General features: G+C 69.1%; 12 protein-coding genes. 6 read left to right on the top strand and 6 right to left on the bottom strand.

Features of this window, described 5'->3' with window-relative positions; translation table 11 throughout:
- Window positions 1–162 precede the first annotated feature (162 nt).
- From FBY22_RS02595 to FBY22_RS02570, 6 genes are all read left to right on the top strand, one after another.
- Entirely contained in the window at window positions 163–903 is a 741-nt protein-coding gene (locus tag FBY22_RS02595) for a trans-aconitate 2-methyltransferase (protein ID WP_142142273.1), read from the top strand.
- A 228-nt stretch (window positions 904–1,131) separates the two neighbouring features.
- Window positions 1,132–3,003 carry an ABC transporter substrate-binding protein gene (locus FBY22_RS02590; RefSeq protein ID WP_142142272.1) on the top strand — a complete coding sequence of 624 codons (1,872 nt, stop codon included), beginning with the start codon at window positions 1,132–1,134 and terminating at the stop codon, window positions 3,001–3,003.
- 7 nt (window positions 3,004–3,010) lie between these two features.
- Window positions 3,011–4,042, top strand: coding sequence for an ABC transporter permease (locus tag FBY22_RS02585; protein WP_142142271.1), 1,032 nt, complete (start codon window positions 3,011–3,013; stop codon window positions 4,040–4,042).
- The gene (locus tag FBY22_RS02580) at window positions 4,039–4,950 is read left to right on the top strand and encodes an ABC transporter permease (protein WP_142142270.1); all 912 of its coding nucleotides are present in this window, start codon (window positions 4,039–4,041) and stop codon (window positions 4,948–4,950) included. The genes FBY22_RS02585 and FBY22_RS02580 overlap by 4 nt, the downstream gene beginning before the upstream one ends.
- Window positions 4,947–5,945: an ABC transporter ATP-binding protein gene (locus FBY22_RS02575; protein ID WP_142142269.1), complete on the top strand. Its 999-nt coding sequence runs from the start codon at window positions 4,947–4,949 to the stop codon at window positions 5,943–5,945. The genes FBY22_RS02580 and FBY22_RS02575 overlap by 4 nt, the downstream gene beginning before the upstream one ends.
- Window positions 5,942–6,931: an ABC transporter ATP-binding protein gene (locus FBY22_RS02570; protein ID WP_142142268.1), complete on the top strand. Its 990-nt coding sequence runs from the start codon at window positions 5,942–5,944 to the stop codon at window positions 6,929–6,931. The genes FBY22_RS02575 and FBY22_RS02570 overlap by 4 nt, the downstream gene beginning before the upstream one ends.
- Here the strand turns inward: FBY22_RS02570 and FBY22_RS02565 are convergent.
- The 6 genes from FBY22_RS02565 to FBY22_RS02540 form a co-directional block, all read right to left on the bottom strand.
- A complete protein-coding gene (locus FBY22_RS02565) occupies window positions 6,924–7,313 on the bottom strand; it encodes a VOC family protein (protein WP_142142267.1) in 390 nt (129 codons plus the stop codon). The two genes, FBY22_RS02570 and FBY22_RS02565, sit on opposite strands and share 8 nt — an antisense overlap.
- Window positions 7,314–7,601: 288 nt before the next feature.
- Window positions 7,602–8,747, bottom strand: a complete 1,146-nt coding sequence (locus FBY22_RS02560) for an ABC transporter ATP-binding protein (protein WP_142142266.1) — start codon at window positions 8,745–8,747, stop codon at window positions 7,602–7,604.
- Window positions 8,740–9,789 (bottom strand): ABC transporter ATP-binding protein, encoded by a 1,050-nt coding sequence (locus tag FBY22_RS02555; RefSeq protein WP_142142265.1) that lies wholly within the window; start codon window positions 9,787–9,789, stop codon window positions 8,740–8,742. The genes FBY22_RS02560 and FBY22_RS02555 overlap by 8 nt, the downstream gene beginning before the upstream one ends.
- Window positions 9,790–9,800: 11 nt before the next feature.
- Complete coding sequence (locus tag FBY22_RS02550; protein WP_142142264.1) at window positions 9,801–10,751, bottom strand: ABC transporter permease; 951 nt, start codon at window positions 10,749–10,751, stop codon at window positions 9,801–9,803.
- Window positions 10,744–11,676 carry an ABC transporter permease gene (locus FBY22_RS02545; protein ID WP_142142263.1) on the bottom strand — a complete coding sequence of 311 codons (933 nt, stop codon included), beginning with the start codon at window positions 11,674–11,676 and terminating at the stop codon, window positions 10,744–10,746. Before FBY22_RS02545 ends, FBY22_RS02550 begins: the two co-directional genes overlap by 8 nt.
- 138 nt (window positions 11,677–11,814) lie before the next feature.
- Window positions 11,815–13,440 (bottom strand): ABC transporter substrate-binding protein, encoded by a 1,626-nt coding sequence (locus FBY22_RS02540; RefSeq protein ID WP_142142262.1) that lies wholly within the window; start codon window positions 13,438–13,440, stop codon window positions 11,815–11,817.
- Window positions 13,441–13,559 lie beyond the last annotated feature (119 nt).

The raw sequence follows: 13,559 nt of genomic DNA, 5'->3' as shown, positions 1-13,559 counted from the left end.
CGAACCCCCCGCACTCCGACGCACCCGTTCGCAGGACGGTGGCCGGTTCCGGCTTGCCGGGCGGGGCCCGATATCCGGGCAAGGCAAGATGCGGGCTCGGGGGTGGTGAGAAGACGGTTGTTCACGTCCTTGCGTTCGGTGGCTTGTGACACACTTCCGCGCGTGGTCGACCGATCGTTCGCCGATCTTTCCCTCGCCTCCCTCTACGACGCCCTCCACCCGTGGGGGCCGGGCGACGACTTCTGTCTGGGGCTGGTGATGTCCGCCCGGTCGGTGCTCGACGCGGGCTGCGGCACCGGCCGGCTGCTCGCGCGGGCCCGCCGGGAGGGGCACCGGGGGCGGTTGACCGGTCTGGATCCGGCCGCCGCGATGCTCGTCCAGGCACGGCGTCGCGAGCCCGGGGTCGAATGGGTGCTCGGGGATCTGCGGTCGCGGGCGTGGAACGGCGAGTTCGAACTGGTCCTGATGACCGGGCACACCTTCCAGGTGTTCGTGGGCGACGAGGAGCTGCGGCTCGCGCTGAGCGGTGTGCGCGCCGCCCTGGCTCCCGGCGGGCGGTTCGTGTTCGGCACCCGGAATCCGGCGGCGGGCGCCTGGGCCGAGTGGACGCCGGAGCACGTGCGCCGCGTCACCGGCCCGGACGGCCGTGCCGTACGGGTGTGGCGCGAGGTGGAGGGGACCGGCGGCGGCGAGCGGGTGACCTTCACGACGACGTTCGAGGGCGGCCCCTGGCCCCGCCCGCAGACCTGCCGCGCCACCCGGCGCTTCTTTTCGGCCGACGCCCTGTCAAGGACGCTCCGCGGCGCGGGGCTTCGCGTGACGGAACAGTACGGCGACTGGGAACGCGGCCCCCTGAGGGCCGACAGTCACGAGATCATCACGGTGGCCGAATCCGTCCGCTGACAGCGCCAGCCCTCCACCAGGGCCCCTTCACCGGTCTCGACCAATATTGGCCGGATCGAACATCAAATCATCGTTTCCGCAGGCCACATCATGTTTGGCGGGCCGTTGACGGGCGCAGACACCCGCTGATAGACACACTCATCACCCAGCTGGCGTCACCAGGCGGAACCCGGTCCTGAAGTCCGAACAAGCCCTCCCTGTGCGAGCGATGACGCGAGGTCACGATTCATGAGTCCACAAGACCAGCACGGCACCAGGCGTTCACAGACGAGAAGCCCACGTCACCGCACGGCCCGGCTCGTCGCGGCCGCCGGCGCCGTCGCCCTGACCGTCTCGGCAGGCCTCGCGACCCCGCTCAACCCGGCGCCCCAGCGGGCCCAGGCGGCCGAGGGCAAGAAGACACTCACCGTCGCCGTCGCCCAGAGCGTCGACTCGCTCAGCCCCTTCCTCGCGGTCCGACTGCTCAGCACGAGCATCCTGCGGCTGACGTACGAGTACCTCACCGACTACGACCCCGGGGACGCGCACCCGGTGCCGGGCCTCGCCACCAGCTGGAAGCCGTCCGCCGACAAGCTCACCTGGACGTACACCATCCGCTCCGACGCCAAGTGGTCGGACGGGCAGAAGGTGACCGCCAAGGACGCGGCCTGGACGTTCGACAAGATGATGACCGACGAGGCGGCGGCCACCGCGAACGGCAGTTTCGTCGCCAACTTCCGTACCGTGTCCGCCCCGAGCCCCACCCAGCTGGTCATCCGGCTGAAGAAGCCGCAGGCGACGATGACGGCCCTGGACGTGCCGATCGTGCCCGAGCACATCTGGAAGGACGTCAAGAACTTCTCGAAGTTCAACAACGACAAGAAGTTCCCGATCGTCGGTGACGGCCCGTTCGTGCTCACCGACTACAAGGCGGACAGCTACGTCCGGCTGAAGGCCAACAAGGACTTCTGGCGCGGGGCGCCCAAGTTCGACGAGCTGGTCTTCAAGTACTACAAGGACCAGGACGCCGCGGTGGCCGCTCTGCGCAAGGGCGAGGTCTCCTTCGTGGCGGGCCAGCCCGCCCTGACGCCCGCTCAGGCGTCGTCCCTCAAGGGCCAGAAGGACATCCAGGTCAACGAGGGCCCGGGCCGCCGCTTCTACGCCCTGGCCACCAACCCGGGCGCGAAGGCGCGGAACGGCCAGAAGTTCGGCGACGGCGACCCGTCCCTGCTGGACCAGCGGGTGCGCAACGCGCTGTTCATGGCGGTCGACCGCAAGGCCGTCATCGACAAGGTGTTCCAGGGCCACGCGGTCGAGGGCCAGGGCTACATCCCACCCCGCTTCTCGACGTACTTCTGGAAGCCCTCCGCGAGCCAGGACCTCTCCTACGATCCCGCCAAGGCCGCTCAACTCCTCGATGAGGCGGGCTACAAGAAGAACGCCGACGGCAAGCGGACCGGCAAGGACGGCAAGCCGCTGAACTACCGCGTCCTGTGCCACGCCACCGACCCCAACGACAAGGCGGTCGGCCAGTACCTCAAGGAGTGGTGGGGCAAGCTCGGCATCGGCATGACGCTGGACTGCCTGGACAACGTCACCGACCCCTGGCTCGCCGGGAAGTACGACCTCGCCTTCGACGGCTGGTCGGTCAACCCCGACCCCGACTTCGTGCTGTCGATCCACACCTGCGGGGCCCTGCCGGCCGCCCCGAAGGACACCGGGGCGACCGACAACTTCATCTGCGACAAGACCTACGACGAGCTGTACGCCAAGCAGCTCGCCGAGTACGACTCCGCCAAACGGGCCGACATCGTCAAGCAGATGGAGTCGCGGCTGTACGACCTGGGGTACATGAACGTCATGGCGTACCCGAACGCCGTCGAGGCCTACCGCACCGACCAGATCAAGTCGATCACGACGATGCCGAAGTCCGCAGGCAACATCTACGGCCAGGACGGCTACTGGAGCTGGTGGTCGGCCGTGCCGGCGGACTCCGGTTCCTCCTCCGGGGGTTCCTCGACCGGGGTGATCGTCGGTGTCGTCGCGGGGGTCGTGGTCCTCGCCGCCGCCGGGGTGTTCTTCGCGATGCGCCGCCGTACGACCGCCGACGACCGCGAATAGGTGGTTCATGGTCTCCGACGCAGTCACCGCGCCCGTCGCCCGGGCGAGACGGCCCCGTACCGGCACCGCCTATCCCCGGTACGTGGCCGGCAAGGCGGGCGGTGCCGCCGTCTCGCTGCTGGCAGTCCTGGTGACCGGGTTCTTCCTGTTCCGGCTGATCCCGGGCGACCCGGTCAAGACCATGACGGGCGGCCGGCCGGTCTCGGCCACCCAACTGGCCGAGTATCGCAAGGAGTTCGGGCTCGACCTGCCGATGTGGGAACAGTTCACCGACTACTGCCGCAAGGCGCTCACCGGTGACCTGGGCACCTCGTACCAGTTCCGCGCCCCGGTCATCGACAAGATCACGGAGGCGCTGCCGAACACCCTGCTGCTGACCGGCACCGCCTTCGTGCTCTACACGGCGCTCGGTATGTTCCTCGGCACCCGCTCGGCCTGGCGGCACGGGAGGCTCGGCGACAAGCTCAACACCGGCCTGGCGCTCACCCTCTACTCCGTCCCGTCCTTCTGGCTCGGCCTGCTGATGATCATCGTGTTCGCCGTGGGGCTCGGCCCGATCCCCGGACTGTTCCCGACCGGCGGCATGGAGTCGGGCGGCAAGGAGGGCTTCGCCTACGTCGGCGACGTCGCCCATCACCTGGTCCTGCCGGTGATCACCCTGGTCGCGGTCGAGTACGGCCAGACGCTGCTCGTCACCCGCTCGGCGCTGCTGGACGAGATGGGCAGCGACTACCTCACGACGGCCCGCGCCAAGGGGCTCAGGGACGACCTGGTGCGCCGCCGGCACGCCGTACCGAACGCGCTGCTGCCCACGGTCACCCTCGTCTTCGTCAACCTCGGCCGGACCGTCGCGGGCGTCATCCTGGTCGAGACCGTCTTCTCCTGGCCGGGCCTGGGCGGACTGTTCTACCAGGCGCTGAGCGTGCCCGACCTGCCGCTCGTGCAGGGCCTGTTCCTCTTCTTCGCCTCGGCGGTGATCGTCATGAACACGCTGGCCGACCTGCTCTATCCGCTGCTCGACCCCCGGGTGGGCCGATGACGGCCGACGCGGCACCCGCGACCCCCGGCCGGCTCACCTGGCAGCGCCGCCGCCGGTCCGCCGCCCGGTTCTGGCGCAGCTACCGCACCCACCGCGCCGGAGTGATCGGCCTGGCCGCGCTCGTCCTGTTCGCCCTGATGGCGCTGACCGCGCCGCTGACCGTCGGCTCGGGTGTGGCCGGCGTGACCGACGCTCCCGGCGCTCCGCTGCAGGCGCCGAGCCTCGACCTCCCGCTGGGCACCGACCGTTTCGGGCGCAGTGTGCTGGGGCTTGTGGTGTGGGGCTCGCGGATCTCGCTGCTGGTCGGGCTGCTCGCGGCCGTGCTGTCGGTGGTGATCGGCACGGTCGTCGGGGTCACCGCCGGGCACTTCAAGGGCGCCTACGCGACCGTGCTGATGCGGATCACGGACTGGTTCCTGGTGATGCCGGCGCTGGTGCTCGCCATCGCGCTGGCCACCGTGATGACCCGCTCCCTGGGCACGGTGATCCTCGCGATCGGCGTCACCTCGTGGCCCACGACCGCCCGGCTGGTGCGCGCCCAGACACTGGCGGTGGAGTCACGGCCGTACATCGAACGGGCGAAGGCGCTGGGCGGCGGGCACTGGCACATCATGAGCCGGCACGTGCTGCCCAACGTGATGCCGCTGGTGCTGGCGCAGACCACTTTGATGATCTCCTCGTCCGTCCTCGCCGAGGCGACGCTCGCCTTCCTCGGGCTCGGCGATCCCACGGTGATCTCGTGGGGCGGGCTGCTGCAGGACGCGCGCGAGGCGGGCGCGGTCAGCGCCGGCGACTGGTGGTACCTGGTGCCGCCGGGCATCGCGATCGCGCTGGTGGCGCTGGCGTTCACGCTGTGCGGGCGGGCGGTGGAGTCCGTGCTCAATCCCAGGCTGGGGGTGACCCGTTGACGCTGCTGGAGGTCCGGGGTCTGACCGTGACGTATCCGGGCGGGGCCGAGGCCGTACGGGGTGTGGACCTGTCCCTGGAGGCGGGCCGCAAGCTCGGGGTCGCCGGTGAGTCGGGCTGCGGCAAGTCCACGCTGGCACTCGCCCTGCTGCGGCTGCTGCCGGCCGGCACGAAGGTGGGCGGTGAGGTCCTGCTCGACGGCGAGGACGTCCTGACGATGCGGTGGGGCCGGGTGCGCGCGGTGCGCTGGGCGGGCGCCTCGATCGTCTTCCAGGGGGCCATGCACTCGCTCAACCCCGTGCACCGCGTCGGCGACCAGATCGCCGAGCCGATCCTGCTGCACGGCGACGCGACGCCGGCGGCGGCGAAGCGGCGGGCCGGTGAGCTGCTGGAACAGGTGGGCCTGCCGGGCGCGCGGGCGAGGGCGTATCCGCACGAGCTCTCCGGCGGTCAGCGGCAGCGCGTCATGATCGCCATGGCGCTGGCCTGCGCCCCGCGGCTCGTCATCGCCGACGAGCCGACCACCGCCCTGGACGTGATGATCCAGGCGCAGATCCTCCGGCTCATCGAACAGCTCGTGTCCGAGCAGGAGCTGGGCCTGATCATGATCAGCCACGACCTGGCGGTCCTCGCCGACACCTGCGACCGGCTGGCCGTGATGTACGCGGGCCGGGTGGTCGAGGAGGGCCCGGCGCGGGCCGTGTACGAGGACGCGCTGCACCCCTACGGCAAGACCCTGTCGTCGGCGTTCCCGCGCATCGGCGACCCGGTGTCCCGGTTCGCCCCGCGCGGGCTGGCCGGTGACCCGCCCGACCCGGCGGACCTGCCGTCCGGCTGCACCTTCCACCCGCGCTGCCCGGTCGCCCTGGACGAGTGCGCGGTGCTGGACCAGCCGCTCAGGGAGGCCGGACCCGGCCGGCGGGCGGCGTGTGTACACGTCGGGGCGACGGTTTCGCCGCCTGCCGGTCCGACGGAGGACGTGAGGAGCACGACATGACGACTCCGGCACCCCTGCTGAGCGCACGGGACCTGCACGTGACCTTCCCCGGCCGCCACGGCGCCGCGCCCGCCCGGGCTGTGGACGGCGTGGATCTCGACATCGGCGCCGGGGAGATCGTGGCGCTGGTCGGCGAGTCGGGCTGCGGCAAGACGACGCTGGCGCGCTCGCTGCTGGGGCTGGTCGAACCGTCCTCGGGCAGCGTCCGCTTCGACGGGAAGCCGCTGGAGTACTCCTCCCGGGCACTGAAGGCCTACCGCCGGCGCGTCCAGCTGGTCCTGCAGGACCCCAGCGGCTCGCTGAACCCGCGGCACACGGTGTACGAGGCGGTCGCCGAGGGCCTGCGCATCCACGGGCATCCGGGCGACGAACGCACGGCGGTGGCCGAGGCCCTGTCCCGCGCGGGGCTCCGCCCACCCGAACGGTTCTTCCTGCGCTATCCGCACGAGCTGTCCGGCGGTCAACGCCAACGGGTCGTCATCGCGGGCGCGTTGGTCCTGCAGCCCGAACTCATCGTCGCCGACGAGCCGGTGGCCTCGCTGGACGCCTCCGTACGCGGGGAGATCCTCGCCCTGCTGCTGCGTCTGCGCACCGAACTGGGCCTGTCCGCACTGGTGGTGACGCACGACCTGGGGCTGGCGTGGAACGTCGCCGACCGGGTGGCGGTGATGTACCTGGGGCGGATCGTGGAGACGGGCACGGTGGAGCAGGTCCTGACGGCGCCCCGGCACCCGTACACCCAGGCCCTGCTGTCGGTCCTCCCGGAGGCGCCCGGCGCCCCGGTCGTCCTGACCGGCGAGCCCCCCGACCCCTCCCGCATCCCCTCCGGCTGCCGCTTCCACGCCCGCTGCCAGATCCTGGCGAGCGGCGAGGCGGAACGCGCCGGGGTGGCGGACGCCTGCCGCACCCAGGACCTGGAGATCCTGACCGGCTCCGACGAGACCCAGGTAGCCTGCCACTGGGCCCTGGCCCGGGTGACTACGTAGCCTCGGCCGCCACCAACTCGACCTCGAAGCCGTCCGAGTTGGCGAGATAGGCGGCGTAGTGGCCAGGTCCGCCGGCATACGGGTAGCGCTCGGCGAAGAGGGGCCGCCAGCCGTGGGCCGGACCGTCCTCGGCCAGCGCGTCGACGTCGGACCGCGAACCGGCGTGAAAGGCCAGGTGGTTGAGGCCCGGCCGCATCCTGTCATGGGCGGTGCCGCTCATCGCCGTGGACTCCTCGACGACCAGGTAGGTCCCGGCCGCCCGCCAGCTCCTGCCCCGCTCCCACTCCTGGTACGGCGCCCAGCCGAGCCTGCCCAGCAGCCAGCCCCACTCCCCCACTGCCCGCCCCAGATCCGGCACCCACAACTCGACGTGATGCAGCAACTCGCCCTCTTCCAACGAAAACGCCGGCACCCCACAGAAGGGCGCGCCTGAACCCCCCAAGGGGCGCGGGGAACTGCGCGACCAGCCACGACGGCACCGCACCCGAAACCCAAGTCGCCGGCACCTGGCACCCCACGAGCAGAGACGCCCGAATCACCCAAGGGGCGCGGGGAACTGCGCGACCAGCCACAAGCGCCCCGCGGTCGCGCGACGGCCCGCACCCTGAACGCAAGTCCCCGGCACCCCTACAACACCGGGTACCGGGGACAACTGCTCAGCCGCCGCAGGCTACGCGTGGACGACGTCCTTCTCCTCCGCGAAGTGGCAGGCCGACTCGTGGGCCGCCGGGGAGTCGGTGTCCTTGAAGCGCTCCGGGATCGCGAGCAGCGGGACCTCCTCGGCGCACTTGTCCTGGGCCTTCCAGCACCGGGTGCGGAAGCGGCAACCGGAGGGCGGGTTGGCCGGGGAGGGCACGTCACCGGTGAGGATGATGCGCTCCCGGTGTTCGCGGGCCTCCGGGTCGGGCACGGGCACGGCGGAGAGCAGCGCCTGGGTGTAGGGGTGCGTCGGGTGGTCGTAGATCTGCTCGTCGGTGCCGATCTCGGCCATCTTGCCGAGGTACATCACACCCACCCGGTCCGAGATGTGCCGGACGATCGACAGGTCGTGCGCGATGAAGATGTAGGAGAGGTTGAACTCGTCCTGCAGTCGCTCCATCAGGTTGATGACCTGGGCCTCGACGGAGACGTCCAGGGCCGAGACCGGCTCGTCGCAGATGATGATCTCGGGGTTGAGCGCCAGGCCGCGGGCGATGCCGATGCGCTGGCGCTGGCCGCCGGAGAACTGGTGCGGGTAGCGGTTGATGTACTCGGGGTTGAGGCCGACGACGTCCAGCAGCTCCTGCACCTTGCGGCGCCGGTCGCCCTTCGGGGCCACCTCGGGGTGGATGTCGAAGGGCTCGCCGATGATGTCGCCCACCGTCATACGGGGGTTGAGCGAGGTGTAAGGGTCCTGGAACACCATCTGGATGTTGCGGCGGACCGCCTTCAGCGCGCGCCCGGACAGCTTGGTGATGTCCTGGCCCTTGTAGAAGATCTCGCCGGCCGTCGCCCGCTCCAGGTTCATCAGGAGCTTGGCCACCGTCGACTTGCCGCAGCCGGACTCGCCCACGATGCCCAGGGTCTCGCCCTGGTGCAGGTCGAAGGAGACGCCGTCGACGGCCTTGACCGCGCCGACCTGTTTCTTGAACAGGATGCCCTGGGTCAGCGGGAAGTGCTTGACCAGGTCACGCACCTGCAGGATCGGCTCGCCCCGCTCGACGGGCGCCTCGATGGCGGCGACGGACTCCGCCTCGGAGTGGGCGTCCACCACGTCCACCTCGGAGACGTTCGGAGTGACGTCCTGCGGCTCGTCGTTCTTGCTGAGCTCAGCCATGGAGCGTCTCCTTCCAGAAGTGGCAGGCCGAGGTGCGGCCCGGCAGCTCCGCGCCGTCCTGCTCGGTCACCGGCAGCAGCGGAGGAATGTCCGTGCGGCAGATGTCCTGCGCCTTGGGGCAGCGCGGGTTGAAGGCGCAACCGGTGGGGATGCGCAGCAGGTTGGGCGGCAGACCCTTGATCGCGTACAGCTCCTGGCCCTTCTGGTCCAGGCGCGGGATCGAGTCCAGCAGACCGCGCGTGTAGGGGTGCGCGGGCCGCTTGTACAGCTCGTGGACGGGGGCCGTCTCCACGATCCGGCCCGCGTACATCACGGCGATCTTGTCCGCGACGTCGGCGACCACGCCGAGGTCGTGGGTGATGAGGATCAGACCCATGTTGTACTCGCGCTGCAGGTCCGCGAGCAGGTCCATGACCTGGGCCTGGACCGTCACATCGAGAGCCGTGGTCGGCTCGTCGGCGATGATCAGCTCGGGCTCCAGGGCCAGCGCCATGGCGATCATGATGCGCTGGCGCATACCGCCGGAGAACTGGTGCGGGTAGTCGTTCACCCGGGCCGCGGCGGCCGGGATCTTCACCCGGTCCATCAGCTCGATGGCCTTGGCCTTGGCGTCCTTCTTGGACATGCCGTGGTGAACGCGGAACATCTCGCCGAGCTGGTAGCCGACCGACAGTACCGGGTTCAGGGAGCTGAGCGCGTCCTGGAAGATCATGGCGATGCGCCGGCCGCGGATCTTGCGGCGGTCCTCACCGGACATCTGGAGCATGTCCTCGCCCAGGAAGCGGATCTCGCCCTGCGGGATCTTCGCCGGGGGCATGTCGAGGATGCCCATGATGGCCTGCGCGGTCACCGACTTGCCGGAGCCCGACTCGCCGAGGACGGCGAGCGTCTCGCCCGCGGCGACGCTGTAGTTGACGCCGTTGACGGCCTTGACCACGCCCTCGCGGGTGTGGAACTCGACGTGCAGGTCACGCACTTCGAGGAGCGGGCCGTTGTCGCCCTCGCGCGGCGAGGGCACGGAAACTTCTTCGATGATGGTCACGTACGCCTCCCTCAGCGCATCTTCGGGTCGAGGGCGTTGCGGACGGCCTCACCGAGCATGATGAACGCCAACACGGTGATGATCAGCAGGATCGACGGGTAGATCATGATCCACTGGGCGACTCGGATCTGGCTGCCGCCGTCCGAGATGTCGTTGCCCCAGGACACGCCGTTCAGGCCGAGGCCCAGGTACGACAGGGTCGCCTCGGCGGAGATGTAGATGCCGAGCGAGATGGTGGCGACGACGATCACCGGGGCCAGGGTGTTCGGCAGGATGTGCCGGAACATGATCCGCGGCGTGCTCGCGCCCAGCGCCTGGGCCGCGTGCACGTAGTCGGCCTGCTTGGTGGTGATCACCGCGCCGCGCATCACGCGGGCTATCTGCGTCCAGCCGAAGAAGCTCAGCGCGCCGATGACGACCCAGGTCGTGCGGTCCTGGAAGGAGTTGAGCACGACCATGGTGCCGAGCAGGAACGGGATGCCGAAGAACACGTCGGTCAGCCGGGACAGGATCGAGTCGACGACCCCGCCGAAGTAGCCGGCGATCATCCCGACCAGGCCACCCACCAGCGTCACCGCGACGGTGGTGCCGAAGCCCACCGCGATGGAGGCCCGGGCGCCGTAGATGACGCGGGCGTAGACGCTGCGGCCCTGCTGGTCGTAGCCCAGCCAGTCCGGGGCGAAGAACTTGCCCAGCCTCGGCTTCTGCAGGAAGTGCTTGGCCAGGTCGCCGTGGGCGGGGTCGACGCTGGTGAACCAGCCGGGGAAGAAGGTGATCGTCAGCAGCAGCAGGATGAGCACCGCCGAGACGATGAAGATCCAGCTGCGCCGCAGGTCCTGCCAGGCGTCGCCCCACAGGCTGCGGGTCTTCTCCGGCTTCGGCTCGGGCAGCGTTCCGCCGGCCGCCGCGACTGCGGCGTCCTCGGCGGCGGCCTCGGGCACGGTCTTGGTCACGTCAGGCATAGCGAATCCTCGGGTCAAGGACCGCGTAAAGCAGGTCGACGAGCAGGTTGGCGAGCAGGTACACGAGGACCAGGATGGTCACGAGACCCACCAGGGTCGTGCCCTCGCGGCGCACGATCGACTGGTAGATCGTGCCTCCCACGCCCTGGATGTTGAACAGGCCCTCGGTGACGACCGCGCCGCCCATCAGCGCGCCGATGTCGGTACCCAGGTAAGTGACCACCGGGATCAGCGAGTTGCGCATCAGGTGCACGCCCACGACGCGGCGCCTCGGCAGACCCTTGGCGACGGCCGTGCGGATGTAGTCGGCGCGCAGGTTCTCGGCGATCGAGGTGCGGGTGAGCCGGGTCACGTACGCCAGTGACGCGGTCGCCAGCACGATCGCGGGCATCAGCAACTCGTTGACGTTCGTGGAGTCGTTGACGTTCGGTGGCAGCCAGTTCAGGTCGAAGGCGAAGATGACCTTGAGGATGTAACCGAGGACGAACACCGGCACCGAGATCAGCAGCAGGGTGACCAGCAGGATCGCGTTGTCCGTGATCCGCCCGGCGCGCAGGCCGGCGACGATGCCGAGCGCGATGCCGAACACCATCTCGATGAGGAACGCGAGAGCGGCCAGACGGAGGGTGACGGGGAAGGCGTCGCCGAGTACGTCGGTGACGGGACGGCCGCTCGCGATCTGCGTGCCGAAGTCGGCGTGCAGAACCATGTTCTTCATGTAATGCCAGTACTGGACCAGGATCGGCTGGTCCAGACCGTACTGATGTCTCAACTGGGCGATCACCTGCGGGCTGCCGCCCTTGTCGCCGAACAACCCGCGCACGGGGTCACCGGGCAGGGCGTAGACCATGAGGAAAATCAGCAGGGTTGTCCCGATGAAAACCGGGATCATCTGGAGCAGTCGTCGTGCGACGTAGCGCCCCATCGTGCCTCCATGTCAGTCACAGCGGCAGCCGACGGGCCCTTTCCCCGCGCACCGTTGAATGATGCGTGCGGAAAGGGCCCCCCAGCCACGGCCGTTGCCGGGGCGCGACTCCTCCGCGCCCCGGATACGGGCTTGTGGTTACTTCTTCGCGACCTGAACGCCTTCCAGGACCGGGTCGCCGGCCTGGTTGAACTTGACGCCGCTGACCTTCTCGGAGTAGCCCGCGTTGACCTTGTAGTACCAGAGCGGAATGCTCGGCATCGAGTCCTTGAGCTGGGCCTCGATCTCCTGGTACTTCTGCTCCGACTCCTCCAGCGTGCTGGCGCTGTCGGCGGCGGCGATCTCGTCGTCGATCTTCTTGTTGGAGAAGCCGCCCTGGTTGCCGTCCGACTTCGTGCCGTAGAGGTCACGGATGAAGTTGGCGATGAACGGGTAGTCGAGCACCCAGCCGGAGCGGTACAGCGACTTGACCTGCTTCGCGTCACGCGCGTTCAGGTCGGCCTGGAAGTCGGCCTTGGAGTCGCCGACGCACTTCACGCCGGTCGCGTTGGTGATGGAGTTGCAGACCGCGTCCACCCAGTCCTTGTGCCCGCCGTCGGCGTTGAACTGGATCGAGATCTTGTTGCCCGGAACGCCGCCGCCTTCCTTGATGAGCTGCTTGGCCTTCGTCGGGTTGTACGTGGTGACGTCACCCGCGACGTTCGGCTTGTAGCCCAGGACACCCTTGGCGACCCAGCCGGTGGCGGGCTCACGGGTGTTGTTCAGGACGGTCTTGGTGATGGTGTTGCGGTCGATCGCCATCGACAGGCCCTGGATGACCTTGGGGTCGATGTTCTTCCACTGCTTGGTGTAGTACGCCACGGCGATCGTCTGGATCGCGGAGAACGACTGGTCGATCGCGCGGCTGCCGAGGTCCTGCTTGTAGACCGGCAGGTCCTTCGGGGCGATCTGGGTGAGGACGTCGACGTTGCCGGACTTCAGGTCCTCGTACGCCGTCTCGGGGCTGGCGTAGTTCTTGAAGATCACGCCACCGTTCTTGGCCGCGTCCGGACCCTTGTAGTCGGCGTACTTCGCGACCTGGATCTGCTTCTTGTGCTGCCAGCTGACGAACTTGTACGGGCCGTTGCCGATCGGGTGCTCGCCCGCGGCCTTCGGGTCCTTGTAGAAGGACTCCGGCAGCGGCGAGAAGACCTCGTAGCCGAGCTTGTACACGAAGTACGGCATGGCCTTGGACAGCGTGATGGTGAAGGTGTTGTCGTCGACGACCTTCAGACCGGACATCTCGGTGGCCTTGGGCTTGCCCTTGGCCGGGGCGACCTCGTCGTAGCCCTGGATGTCGGAGAACCAGAAGCTGTTGGTCTGCTTGTTGGCCGGGTTCGCGGCCCAGTTCCACGCCTTGACGTAGGACGTGGCGGTGACCGGGGTGCCGTCGTGGAACTTCCAGCCCGACTTCAGCTTGACCGTGAAGGTCTTGTTGTCCTTGCTGTCCACCGACTGGGCGTTGACCATGACGATCTTGCCCGCGGAGTCGTAGCTGACCAGCTGCGAGAACAGCGACTTGACGACGAGACTGCCGTAGGACTCCATGGTGTTGGCCGGCTGCAGCGGGTTCTGCGGCTCACCGGACTCGACCGAGAAAATCCCGTTCGGGTCGACCGCGGCCTTGCTGTCGCCCTTGCTGTCGCCGCCACCGCCACACGCAGTGGCCCCCAGCGCCACAACCGCAGCTATCGCAACCCACTTGGCGCTCTTGGCACCACGCATGGGGCTCCTCCTCATGAGTCCATTGGTTCACCGCATGGAGGGACACATGACACGTCACCGTCACCGGTGCCTGAAACGGTCAGGTGTCCCCCGCGCTCGTGAGTCGGCGCCGCCTGCAG

Origin of the sequence: Streptomyces sp. SLBN-31, from assembly GCF_006715395.1 — a bacterium.
In the GTDB taxonomy this organism is placed as follows: Bacteria; Actinomycetota; Actinomycetes; order Streptomycetales; family Streptomycetaceae; genus Streptomyces.
The sequence above is the reverse complement of the archived record's forward strand: the minus strand, read 5'-3'. Positions and strand labels throughout refer to the sequence as shown.

What these genes read in the sequence shown, in the direction of transcription:
- FBY22_RS02590 (WP_142142272.1), top strand. Translation starts at nt 1,132, where the DNA reads ATGAGTCCACAAGACCAGCACGGCACCAGGCGTTCACAGACGAGAAGC.
- FBY22_RS02585 (WP_142142271.1), top strand. Translation starts at nt 3,011, where the DNA reads ATGGTCTCCGACGCAGTCACCGCGCCCGTCGCCCGGGCGAGACGGCCC.
- FBY22_RS02580 (WP_142142270.1), top strand. Translation starts at nt 4,039, where the DNA reads ATGACGGCCGACGCGGCACCCGCGACCCCCGGCCGGCTCACCTGGCAG.
- FBY22_RS02570 (WP_142142268.1), top strand. Translation starts at nt 5,942, where the DNA reads ATGACGACTCCGGCACCCCTGCTGAGCGCACGGGACCTGCACGTGACC.
- FBY22_RS02560 (WP_142142266.1), bottom strand. Translation starts at nt 8,747, where the DNA reads ATGGCTGAGCTCAGCAAGAACGACGAGCCGCAGGACGTCACTCCGAAC.
- FBY22_RS02550 (WP_142142264.1), bottom strand. Translation starts at nt 10,751, where the DNA reads ATGCCTGACGTGACCAAGACCGTGCCCGAGGCCGCCGCCGAGGACGCC.
- FBY22_RS02545 (WP_142142263.1), bottom strand. Translation starts at nt 11,676, where the DNA reads ATGGGGCGCTACGTCGCACGACGACTGCTCCAGATGATCCCGGTTTTC.
- FBY22_RS02540 (WP_142142262.1), bottom strand. Translation starts at nt 13,440, where the DNA reads ATGCGTGGTGCCAAGAGCGCCAAGTGGGTTGCGATAGCTGCGGTTGTG.